General features: G+C 42.7%; 10 protein-coding genes and 2 rRNA genes (1 of these 12 only partly in view). 6 read left to right on the top strand and 6 right to left on the bottom strand.

The features are described 5' to 3' along the window. The first annotated feature begins 121 nt into the window (after positions 1-121). The 6 genes from topB (at position 122) to ACP8HG_RS16175 (ending at position 6,324) form a co-directional block, all read left to right on the top strand. On the top strand, positions 122-2,272 hold the full coding sequence (gene topB, locus ACP8HG_RS16150) for a DNA topoisomerase III (protein WP_438297192.1): 2,151 nt from the start codon (positions 122-124) through the stop codon (positions 2,270-2,272). A gap of 165 nt (positions 2,273-2,437) precedes the next feature. Further along, complete coding sequence (locus ACP8HG_RS16155) at positions 2,438-2,989, top strand: biotin transporter BioY (protein ID WP_438297194.1); 552 nt, start codon at positions 2,438-2,440, stop codon at positions 2,987-2,989. A gap of 42 nt (positions 2,990-3,031) precedes the next feature. Further along, entirely contained in the window at positions 3,032-4,498 is a 1,467-nt protein-coding gene (locus ACP8HG_RS16160; protein WP_438297196.1) for an AMP-binding protein, read from the top strand. After that, a complete protein-coding gene (locus ACP8HG_RS16165; RefSeq protein WP_187048031.1) occupies positions 4,494-5,591 on the top strand; it encodes an acetyl-CoA C-acyltransferase in 1,098 nt (365 codons plus the stop codon). The genes ACP8HG_RS16160 and ACP8HG_RS16165 overlap by 5 nt, the downstream gene beginning before the upstream one ends. Then, positions 5,588-5,983 carry an FAS1-like dehydratase domain-containing protein gene (locus ACP8HG_RS16170; RefSeq protein WP_187046237.1) on the top strand — a complete coding sequence of 132 codons (396 nt, stop codon included), beginning with the start codon at positions 5,588-5,590 and terminating at the stop codon, positions 5,981-5,983. The genes ACP8HG_RS16165 and ACP8HG_RS16170 overlap by 4 nt, the downstream gene beginning before the upstream one ends. Then, a complete protein-coding gene (locus tag ACP8HG_RS16175) occupies positions 5,980-6,324 on the top strand; it encodes a MaoC family dehydratase (protein WP_187046238.1) in 345 nt (114 codons plus the stop codon). The genes ACP8HG_RS16170 and ACP8HG_RS16175 overlap by 4 nt, the downstream gene beginning before the upstream one ends. Positions 6,325-6,394: 70 nt before the next feature. Here ACP8HG_RS16175 and ACP8HG_RS16180 read toward each other — a convergent pair whose 3' ends face one another. The 6 genes from ACP8HG_RS16180 to ACP8HG_RS16205 all read right to left on the bottom strand — a co-directional run. Beyond that, positions 6,395-6,796 (bottom strand): hypothetical protein, encoded by a 402-nt coding sequence (locus ACP8HG_RS16180; protein ID WP_187046239.1) that lies wholly within the window; start codon positions 6,794-6,796, stop codon positions 6,395-6,397. 75 nt (positions 6,797-6,871) lie between these two features. Further along, positions 6,872-8,221 carry a sensor histidine kinase gene (locus ACP8HG_RS16185; RefSeq protein ID WP_438297199.1) on the bottom strand — a complete coding sequence of 450 codons (1,350 nt, stop codon included), beginning with the start codon at positions 8,219-8,221 and terminating at the stop codon, positions 6,872-6,874. A gap of 26 nt (positions 8,222-8,247) precedes the next feature. Further along, a complete protein-coding gene (locus tag ACP8HG_RS16190; protein ID WP_067214109.1) occupies positions 8,248-8,922 on the bottom strand; it encodes a response regulator transcription factor in 675 nt (224 codons plus the stop codon). Further along, entirely contained in the window at positions 8,922-9,749 is an 828-nt protein-coding gene (locus ACP8HG_RS16195; protein WP_399629849.1) for a YihY/virulence factor BrkB family protein, read from the bottom strand. Before ACP8HG_RS16195 ends, ACP8HG_RS16190 begins: the two co-directional genes overlap by 1 nt. Before the next feature lie 653 nt (positions 9,750-10,402). Next, a 5S ribosomal RNA gene (gene rrf / locus ACP8HG_RS16200) occupies positions 10,403-10,518 on the bottom strand. A gap of 80 nt (positions 10,519-10,598) precedes the next feature. Next, positions 10,599-11,447, bottom strand: a 23S ribosomal RNA gene (locus ACP8HG_RS16205); it runs 2,083 nt beyond the window's last position.

The following is an 11,447-nucleotide window of genomic DNA, read 5'->3' on the forward strand; positions in this document are numbered from 1 at the left end:
AATAAACTTCCACATAGCTTAGCACTAATTTTCACCCTAACTATTGATTAGAAAACCTTCTCAATCTATGAGATAATAGGAGAACTAACGTTTTTTCCTTATCAGTGAAAGAGGTCTTGTCATGAAACCAGTAATTTTAGCCGAAAAGCCAAGCCAAGCGAAGGCATACGCAGACGCTTTTTCTGTACGGCGACATGAAGGCTATTTAGAGTTATTGCCCTCCCCTATTTTTTCTGAAGGTGCATATATTACATGGGGAATCGGCCATCTTGTCGAACTAAAAGAACCTAAAGAGTACGATCCGAAATGGGCCAAGTGGTCGCTTGCCAGTTTGCCAATATTGCCGGAACGCTATGAGTTTCAGGTCGCAAAGGATAAAACCAAGCAGTTCGCCATTGTAAAAAAGCTGATTAAAGCTACTGATACTGTCATTAATGCTTGTGATGTGGACCGTGAAGGATCGAATATCTTCTATAGTATTTATTATCAAACAGGCGCCAAAAACCAAACGATAAAGCGGCTTTGGATTAATTCGCTGGAAGTCGATGAAGTGCGCAAAGGATTCGCGAATTTACAAGACAATCGCAAAGATCTTCTGATGTATGAGGAGGCGAAAGCCCGACAAATTAGTGACTGGCTTGTCGGGATGAATGGTTCTCGGCTCTATTCCCTTCTGTTGCAAGCACGCGGCATTCGAGATGTGTTTTCAATCGGACGTGTGCAATCGCCGACTGTTTACCTTATTTATCAGCGGCAAATAGAAATTGAAGCATTCGTTTCTGAACCATTTTATGAAATCGAAGCGACGTTTACTGCCGCAAACGGGACATATAAAGGTAAGGCCAAAGCAAAGGATTCGAAAAGAGAAATTATCCGGGACCTTCTCGCAAAACATAATATCCATCCGAAATCACCTGGTGTAGTTACTTCGGTAGAAACGGTCGATAAACGGACGCCGCCTCCACAGCTACATGCACTGTCTACACTACAGGCAACGGCAAACCGCCTATGGAAAATAAGTCCTGCGAATGTATTGAAGACAATGCAAGGGCTCTATGAAAAGAAGCTCGTGACGTATCCAAGGACGGATTCCAGGTATATCACACCAAGTGAATTCACCTATCTCGCTGGACAAGTAACCGAGTATCAGCAGCTTATCGGTCATACTTTCCCTGTCACATCACTCGCTCCGAAAAAGCGCTATGTCGACAGTTCAAAAGTACAGGAGCATTATGCAATCATTCCAACGAAGAAAATTCCTTCACAAGGGGTACTTGCTGGGCTCTCGACCATCGAGCGTAACTTATATGAAGAAGTTGTCCGCACCACACTCGCTATGTTCCATACTGATTATCTGTACACTGAAACGAAAGTGACGACAGAAGTCAACAAGCTCCCATTCTTCACAATCGGGAAGACGGAACGCGATAAGGGCTGGAAAGCATTGTTCATCCGTTCGGCGAAAGAAAATGACAAAGACAAGGACGAGCCAACGCTACCGCCACTTGTGATGCACGAACCTGTGGAAAGTGATATCGGCATTAAAGAAGGCAAAACGATGCCGCCGAAACCGTATACAGAAGGCCAACTTATCGCGATGATGAAAACATGCGGAAAACTTGTCGAGGATAAAAAAGAGACCGATATTTTAAAAGAAATTGAAGGACTCGGTACAGAAGCTACCCGAAGTGGAATCATCGAAACGATCAAACGGCATGACTATATCGACGTGACAAAAAACATCGTTTCCATTACGGATAAAGGGCGCATTCTCTGCCAAGCAATCGAAGGGAATCTTCTCGCAAGCCCGTCCATGACTGCTAAATGGGAAGCGTATTTGCGAAAAATCGGCAACGGTGAAGGAACACAGGAACGTTTTCTCGGCAGCATCGCGAAGTTCATCAACAGCTTATTGGAAGAAGTACCGGGCCAATTAAACGCCAAGCCCATTGATGCAAAACTAGCTGCCAATGTAGTGAGCAAGATGCCTCAACGGACTTCCTATCAACAAGTCGAAGTCGCTCCATGCCCTGCTTGTAAAGAAGGTATGATTATTGCACGCAAAGAATTCTACGGTTGCAGTGCCTACGCAAGTGGTTGCAAGCAGACTTTTCCTGCTGTCTTTTTGAAAAAAAAGCTCACGCCTACTCAAGTTAAACTTCTCTGCACGAAAGGAAAAACGAATGTTATAAAAGGTTTCGTCTCCAATTCTGATAAGAAGTTTGATGCGAGCTTAACGCTCGTAAATGGGAAAATAACGATTGAGTTCTAAGCGAAAATAACTACAAAAGATATCCAACCCAAAATCTATGGGATTGGATATCTTTTTTTATCCGCCCTATTAGGTAAACTTCATTTTAATTCAAGTTGACACAACTGCTAGATTACGCTTAAAATAATTGATATGAACTAATTAATTTATGTATGGGGATGTCTTATGAAAATTAGAGAAATGACTCATGTCGCTTTATTCGCTGCACTTATGGGAGTATTAGGTTTACTCCCTCCTATTTTCCTGACATTTACACCCGTTCCAATCACGCTCCAAACAATCGGGGTATTGCTTGCCGGAGGGATTCTAGGTGCACGATTGGGGGCAATCAGTCAAATTGTTTTCTTATTGCTCGTTGCTGCTGGGCTTCCCCTCTTGTCTGGTGGACGAGGGGGCCTAAGTGTATTTGTCGGACCAAGTGCAGGTTATTTGCTATCCTACCCTATAACAGCATTTTGCTTAGGTACTATTCAATCCCGCTTGAAAGAAGTTAAGGTAGCTGCTATTTTACCTATCAATTTGACTGTCGGTATTTTCCTAATTTACTTGTTTGGAATACCCGTGCAAGCTTTCGTTATGAATATCGATCTGTTGCTTGCGGTCAAGATGAGTCTTGTCTACTTGCCTGGTGATATTATCAAAGCGACCCTCGCAACATTTCTGGTCGTCAAATTAAAAAGGTACCCCATTTTTAACAAAAAGCTACTTTTCACTTAAAGAGCACATTCATGTGCTCTTTTTTCAAAAAGGAGAATTCATGTGCCGACGATTACAAGTTCCTATCAACAGCAAGTCATCGACAATCCTGACAAAATTGCCATTCAAACATCTTCCGAAGCGATTACATACCGCGATTGGTATACAACCGTTTGCAAAACAGCAAATTGGTTACATTCAATAACAGCTCCCTGCGACTCTATCGGCATTTTCATGCCGAACAGTATTGCTTTTCTTCAACTTTTCACAGGCACCGCCATGGCTGGTCGCATTGCCGCCACATTTGACGCAAAATGGAAACCAACAGAGCTTGAACAACGTTTAGAAATCTCTTCCCCCTCAGTCGTTATTACAACCGCCGGATTGGCTGAACGGATAAGAAGCACGGAGTTCACTATCATTATTTGGGAAGACGCTTCGGAGCAAATCCTCCAGTGTGATTATTCATCGTGTGAAAATGTCACAGGAGAAATGCCATTTTACATGGGGTTCACCTCCGGAACAACTGGTGTCCCGAAGGCCTTTATCCGTTCACATGATTCATGGATTACTAGTTTCGAATGCAGTCGACATGATTTTCATATAAACGAAACAGATCACGTTTTAATTCCGGGTGCACTCATCCATTCCCATTTTCTTTACGGGGCAATCAGCGTATTGTATTTAGGTGGAACAATTTATCTGCTAGATAAATTTTCACCTTTACTTGCACTGAACTTCATCGAAAACTACCCGATAACAATACTTTATGTCGTACCTACAATGGTCGAAGCGATGCTTTCAGAAGACATTATCATCGATAAACCCATACAAATCATATCTTCTGGAGCGAAATGGGAAGTAGATTCAAAACAAAAAATTAAGGAGCAGTTCCTTCAAGTAAAGATGTTCGAGTTTTACGGAGCGAGTGAACTAAGTTTTGTATCTTTTTTATGTAATGACTCCGATAAGGACAAACTTGGATCAGTAGGAAAGCCATTTCATAACGTTGAAATTCAAATAAGGCATAAACATCTGGATGAAACATCAGCTCGAGAAATTGGAACGATTTTTGTCAGGAGCCGAATGCTTTTTAACGGCTATATTCATCCCGGATCACGTTCCATTAAATCAATAAAAGATGATAACGGTTGGGTAACTGTGGATGATATGGGCTATTTGGATGAAGACGGTTACTTATACATCGTCGGGCGTGAGAAAAATATGATCTTATACGGTGGAGTGAATGTATTTCCTGAAGAAATAGAAACGGTCCTTCTAAAACATCCGGACGTGGATGAAGCAGCTGTCGTTGGCATGACTGATCCATACTGGGGACAAATACCGGTTGCCGTCATAAAAGGACACGCATGCAAAAAGGCATTAAAAAAGCTCTGTATTGAAAATCTGTCCTCCCATAAAATTCCCCGTAAATGGTTTTTCGTCGAAAAGATTCCCCATACAACTAGCGGTAAGATTGCCCGCATGCATGTTAAACAATTAATCGAAACCGAGGTGATTAGAAATTAACAGAGCAGTTATCGTACAAGCGAAACGAACACCTATTGGAAGAAAAGACGGGGTGTTCCGAGATGTCGAACCTCATATTCTTGCGGCGCCTCTTCTCCGAGAATTGTCGACGGGGATTACACATGAATTAGACGAAATCATCTTAGGGGACGTTATAGGACCTGGAGGAAATATTGCGCGTTTGTCTGCGTTGGAATCAGGGCTTCCTTTATCAGTAGCTGGGATGACGATTGATAGACAGTGCAGCGCGGGCCTTGAAGCCATTCGGACGGCGTGCCATTTCATACAAGGTAAAGCGGGCAGCTGTTACATCGCTGGCGGTGTGGAAAGCGCTAGCACTTCCCCATTTCCGAAGAGGGCACGATTTTCTCCTGACCGTTTAGGCGATCCTGATATGGGTGTAGCTGCAGAAAATGTCGCACAAAAATATAAAATCACTAAAGAGATGCAAGATGATTATGCACTCCTTAGCTATACTCGTAGTTGGCATGCTTTTCAGGAAGGTTTATATAAACCCGAAATTATAAAATTTGAAGAAATAAATAAAGATGAAAGCTTCTATAAAGAACGCAATATGGAAAAACTACTGAAACGCGCAAAACCTATTTTCATAAAAGATGGCGGTACAGTTACTGCTGCAAACAGTTGTGGCATTAATGACGGGGCTGCGGCAGTAGTGGTTATGGAAGAAGGGCTAGCGAAGAAACTCCACATGAATCCCGTTCTACGATTCATCGACAGTGAAGTGAGTGGGATACACCCTGATTTTCCTGGTATATCTCCGGTTCCGGCAAGTCGGAAGTTACTAAATCGAAACAGTCTATCGATTGAGGATATCGACCTGTTTGAAATAAACGAAGCCTTCGCTTCAAAAATCGTTGCATGCGCGCAAGAATTATCAATTCCCTACGAAAAACTAAATGTTTTGGGTGGTGCTTTGACAATGGGACATCCTTACGGGGCTTCCGGTGCAATACTGGTCACTCGACTCTTTTATGAAGTTCAAAGAAGAAAAGGGATGCAATATGTGCTCGCTTCCATTGGAAGTGCCGGTGGTGTTGGGCTAGCTGTTTTATTTGAGGTGATTCGATGAAAACAGAAAAACAGGAATTCATTTTCCAGAAAGAACAAGTGCAGGAATATATACAAATGCTTGGCGACTCAAACCCTGTATATGAAAGTCAAACAAAAGCTCAAAGGCTTGGGTTTCAAACCATTCCTATCCCGCCCGCTATGCCAATGACTCTTTATAAATCATTCGCATTACCATGGACGTTGAAAGCACCGGTTATCCTTCGTAAACAACAGTGCTTAAACCACACTAAAATGTACATTGATGAAGTATATACCGGTTTTATTTCATTATCTGATGTGAAAGTGAAAAAAGGACATACATTCAGTAAACAGACACTTTTTTTATACAATGAAGAGGGATATTTGTGTTTTAGCGGAATTTCCCAAATCGTTTCAGGTGAATTGCTATGATTGAAATCCAGTTATTTTTAACCCAGCAAGATATCGAAAACTATGCTGAGATTTCCGGCGATTATAACCCAATCCATCTTAACGAAGAACAGGCAAAAAATCATGGGTTTTCAGGAAGAATCACCCATGGCATGCTGGTCATGGGGAAAGTTTGGAGTAAGGTTTCAAACAGCTCGTTAACACCTATTAATTTCCCGAAAAAGTATGAACTTGATTTTCATTCGCCAATCCATGCCGGAGATATTGTAGCTCTACGAGTCAAACACAATGCAGATAAACTTCAAATTGAAGGCATATGCAAAGGGAAAATCGTTATTAAAGGATTGATTACAATAGCGTAAATTATAATCAAACACAAAAAGCCACTTCCCGAAAGTGACGGAAGTGACTTTTTTATTTGACTATATCAATTTATTTTTTCGGACTTTCTTTTTCAGTTAAAAATGTAATAATAACAAACAATGCAAAGCTAATGAGTAAAATTGTTCCACCAACGATGTACAGAATAAGTGACAGTGTTTCATTCACCCCAAACGGTCGCATGAATTGTAGCCACATACCTGACGTCAGACCGATTGCTCCGATAATCCCAGTCCATCCATGAATCGCAATCAGTTTTTTTGCTCGGACTTTGTAAATTCGATAGAAGACGCCCCAAGCAAATAGAGACAACCAACCAACTAATAGAATGTGCGCGTGAATTGGACGGAATGCAGGTGATCCTGCTCCGGCCATATGTGAACCTAATACTGTACCGATCAAACCAAAAATTGCTGCTATACGAATCAATCGTAGACTCCATTTTGCTTCCATATTAAATTCCTCCTGTAATGTTAATGTTATACCCTTATCTTAAACATCCTATATGAACGCAAGATGAACAGGACATTACAACTTCGGAAACACCACAGTAAAAGTCGTACCCTGCCCTTTACGACTAACAGCGTTAATTGTTCCACCATGCAGTTTAACAACCTGCATGACGATCGATAAGCCAAGTCCTGTTCCGCCTGTTTCCTGTGTTCTCGAGTCATCTGCTCGGTAAAAACGGTCAAAAATGCGCTCAAGTCCCTCTTCATCAATGCCAATTCCATTGTCTTGGATAAGAACTGTAACATGATCCGGCTGTTCGGTTAACACGACTTCAATCGCACCGCCAATCTCTGTATACTTTAGTGCGTTCGATAGCAGGTTTTCCCAAACTTTCTCAAGAAATGCAGGGTCTCCGGTGAAACGAACTTCTTCAAGATCCATTTCTAACGTCATTTCTTTCACTTCAAGCAACCATCTAAACTTGCGGACCGTCTCCTTCAACTGCATGTCCAAGTCAAAGGTCTTCTTTTCGAGTGGGGATGATAACTGATCGAGTGATGTGAGAAGCAGCAACTGTTTCGTCAATGAAGACAATCGTTCCGTTTCGGATTGGATAACGTTAGCATAACTTTTCCGTGAATATTCCGTGAGTTTATCGTCCAACAACAGCTCTGCATATCCTTTTATATTAAGCAACGGTGACTGGAAATCATGCGACACATCGCTTATGAATTCTTTGCGTATCCGATCATTTTCACTAAGTTTCCTCGTCATCAGCTGAAAGCTTTTCGCCAGTTGCCCAATTTCATCTTTTCGATTAATATCGAGCGTTCCAGAGAACTGTTCTTCGCCAACTTTTTTCGTCGCGGCAGTTAACTCTGTAATGGGATCAATCAACATTTTAGCCACAATCAGCATCGCCAGCAAACTGATAATTGCCATGATCAGCACCATCCCACCAAGGATATAGTGCACTTCCGTAAAGAGCATCTTAATGTCTGGGCGTAGAAAAAGGGCGTATGTTTCCCCATTATATTCAAAGGGCACCCCCACGGTGTTTGCTAATTCATTCGAGAAAAATCCGGTTACGAACGTTTCGCCTGGGAGATCTCTCATCCCGTGATACACGTCACCATTCAATACCTGTTCTACAACGTTGTTTGAAAGATTTTCTACCCGAAATGCTTCCCCATACATCGTGGCTTCTTGGTTTTCATTGACAACGTAGAGCTTATACCCGACCGCAGACTGCGTTTCAAGGTAATTTACCAGATCTAATTCCTTATCCGATTCAATGAATGACGCAATGCTTTTCGCAATGCTCATATTCTTCTCGTCGTTTTGCCCTTTCAGCTGTTGATGGTAATATGTATTGACCGCTAGAAATGCAATCAGCGCACTTGCTATCATGATAACGGTTGTCATCGCGATAAATTTTCCGTACAGCGATCTCATGATGGTGACACTTCAAGCTTATACCCAACACCTCGCACTGTTAAGATGGTCACTTCCCCTGTCAGCTTCACCAATTTGTCTCGAATTCGCTTGATATGAACGTTTAACGTCTGTTCATCGCCCTCATAGTCATAACCCCATACCCGTTCAATTAGTATTTCCCTTGTAAATACATGATTTGACCGTGATGCCAAAACCGAAAGTAATTCAAACTCCTTTAACGGCAGAAGAAGCACTTTCTTGCCAACAGAGACTTCATAGCTCTGCCGATTTATTTTCATCGGTCCAGCTTGAATGAACACATCAACTGCTTTATCGTATCTGCGCAAAATTGCATTTATCCGAAATAACAATTCTCTCGGCTCGAACGGTTTTACAACATAATCATCGGAACCCGCAAGGAACCCTTTTTCCTTATCTTCTAGCTCCCCTTTGGCCGTCAGCAATAAAACCGGTATATCCGCCTCTGCCCTAAGCTTCTTCGTCAACTTATAGCCGTCCATTCTTGGCATCATCACGTCCACGACTGCCAAATCAGGTAAGTCCTTTTCCAATAACTCCAGCGCTTCAAAACCATCCGATGCTTTCATAACTGTATACCCGGCCTGTGTCAGCTGAATGCTCACAAGCTCCAAAATATTAGGATCATCGTCTACCACCAATATTTTCATCATGTTACGCGCCTCCTCTTTCTACCGGATGGCCTACGCCATTCCGCATTTAACAAACCTGACAGCAAAATAATAACCGCCGTCAAATAAAACCAAATAACAAGTAGGATAATACCCGACAATTGTCCATATAAGCGAGTATAGTCAACGTTCGAAACATAGCTCCCGAACACAAGTGAAAATAACTGCCAACCAATAGCAGAAAAGAGTGCTCCCGGAAGTGCTTCTTTAAACTTCATCTTACCTGTTGGCACCACTTTATAAAACAATAAGAAGAATAGAAACAGAAATAACGTTCCCAAACCCCATTTAACATTCGGCCAAATATAAAACCAACCTTGCCATTCCTCAATCGTATCGTAATAAGTCACAACTCTATATAAAGCCTTTTCGATAATTGGAAGAAACAATGATAACGGAATGACTAACATAAAAAGAAGCGTTACTCCAAGATCACGTATCAGTACTTTCCAATATGCATAGCGACGTACATAGCCATTCGCCAGGTCAAGTGAACGCGCAAGCGACTGTACAGCCATGGAAGTAATCCAGAACGCTGCTACAAGGCTTGCATATAGCACCTTCCCATGCCCTTTATTGAGAACCGCACGAACATTTTCCTCTATTACAGTAAACGCTTCATCAGGCGTGAAAGGCCTGAGAAATGTCAAAAGCATCTCTTCATCAACGGGAAACAAACTGAGTAAGGAAAGGATGAAAAGAAAAAATGGAAACATGGACAATAAAAGATAGTATGCAGTCTGTGCTGCCTGATCAAAAAAGCGTTCATTAAAAAAACGAACCACTACATTTTTAATAATTGTCATTTGCAACCCCCTCTACTTCAATATACCCTATTCTAAAGAATGCCATAGGATAACTATAAAGGGATATAGAATATTTATAGAGGTGAATTGTATTAAGTTATTGGTTGAGAGTAGGTGCCTCCGACCGATCAGATAATCCTGGTAACGATCATATCCATTGCTAGCCGATCATATAACACTGGTAACGATCATATCCCATTGCTAACCGATCATATCCCATTGCTAACCAATCACATAACACTGGTAACGATCATATCCCATTGCTAACCAATCATATAATCATGGCAACGATCATATCCCATTGCTAACCGATCATATAACACTGGCAACGATCATATCCCATCGCTAACCAATCACATAACACTGGCAACGATCATATCCCATCGCTAACCAATCACATAACACTGGCAACGATCATATCCCATCGCTAACCGATCACATAACACTGGCAACGATCATATCCCATTGCTAATTAATCACATATCTCATCCTTAACCAATTATATAACCAATGAGATTAATTCCAAATGCAGATTTCCGACAATAAAGAACTATTCCTTTTTTCGGCCACATACCCATAAACTCTCTAAAAAGTTAACATTAAAAATAAATACAAAAAAAACCACTACCTATAAGGTAATGGCCTTTCAATGAGACCGGCGGCGTCCTACTCTCGCAGGGGGAAACCCCCAACTACCATCGGCGCTGAAGAGCTTAACTTCCGTGTTCGGGATGGGAACGGGTGTGACCTCTTCGCAATCGTCACCAGACTCTTTGAGCTTGTTCGCTCAAAACTGAATAAAACAGACATTGTGCTACACGAATCAGGGTAATCAAGCCCTTTTCAAAATTGGTTAAGTCCTCGATCGATTAGTATCCGTCAGCTCCACACGTCGCCGTGCTTCCACCCCAGACCTATCAACCTCATCTTCTTTGAGGGATCTTACTTACTTGCGTAATGGGAAATCTCATCTCGAGGGGGGCTTCATGCTTAGATGCTTTCAGCATTTATCCCGTCCATACATAGCTACCCAGCGATGCCTTTGGCAAGACAACTGGTACACCAGAGGTATGTCCATCCCGGTCCTCTCGTACTAAGGACAGCTCCTCTCAAATTTCCTGCGCCCGCGACGGATAGGGACCGAACTGTCTCACGACGTTCTGAACCCAGCTCGCGTACCGCTTTAATGGGCGAACAGCCCAACCCTTGGGACCGACTACAGCCCCAGGATGCGATGAGCCGACATCGAGGTGCCAAACCTCCCCGTCGATGTGGACTCTTGGGGGAGATAAGCCTGTTATCCCCGGGGTAGCTTTTATCCGTTGAGCGATGGCCCTTCCATGCGGAACCACCGGATCACTAAGCCCGTCTTTCGACCCTGCTCGACTTGTAGGTCTCGCAGTCAAGCTCCCTTATGCCTTTGCACTCTACGAATGATGTCCAACCATTCTGAGGGAACCTTTGGGCGCCTCCGTTACTCTTTAGGAGGCGACCGCCCCAGTCAAACTGCCCGCCTGACACTGTCTCCTGCCCCGATAAGGGGCATGGGTTAGAAGTCCAATACAGCCAGGGTAGTATCCCACCAACGCCTCATCCGAAGCTAGCGCTCCGGAATCCAAGGCTCCTACCTATCCTGTACAGGCTGCACCGGAATTCAATATCAGGTTACAGTAAAGCTCCACGGGGTCTTTCCGTCCT

Origin of the sequence: Sporosarcina sp. FA15, assembly GCF_051550195.1 — a bacterium.
Taxonomy (GTDB): Bacteria; Bacillota; Bacilli; order Bacillales_A; family Planococcaceae; genus Sporosarcina; species Sporosarcina psychrophila.

Bases quoted from the DNA above. Each gene is read 5' to 3' on its own strand.
- ACP8HG_RS16190 (WP_067214109.1), bottom strand. From the start codon at position 8,922: ATGAAAATATTGGTGGTAGACGATGATCCTAATATTTTGGAGCTTGTG.
- ACP8HG_RS16175 (WP_187046238.1), top strand. From the start codon at position 5,980: ATGATTGAAATCCAGTTATTTTTAACCCAGCAAGATATCGAAAACTAT.
- topB (WP_438297192.1), top strand. From the start codon at position 122: ATGAAACCAGTAATTTTAGCCGAAAAGCCAAGCCAAGCGAAGGCATAC.
- ACP8HG_RS16195 (WP_399629849.1), bottom strand. From the start codon at position 9,749: ATGACAATTATTAAAAATGTAGTGGTTCGTTTTTTTAATGAACGCTTT.
- ACP8HG_RS16180 (WP_187046239.1), bottom strand. From the start codon at position 6,796: ATGGAAGCAAAATGGAGTCTACGATTGATTCGTATAGCAGCAATTTTT.
- ACP8HG_RS16155 (WP_438297194.1), top strand. From the start codon at position 2,438: ATGAAAATTAGAGAAATGACTCATGTCGCTTTATTCGCTGCACTTATG.
- ACP8HG_RS16170 (WP_187046237.1), top strand. From the start codon at position 5,588: ATGAAAACAGAAAAACAGGAATTCATTTTCCAGAAAGAACAAGTGCAG.
- ACP8HG_RS16185 (WP_438297199.1), bottom strand. From the start codon at position 8,221: ATGACAACCGTTATCATGATAGCAAGTGCGCTGATTGCATTTCTAGCG.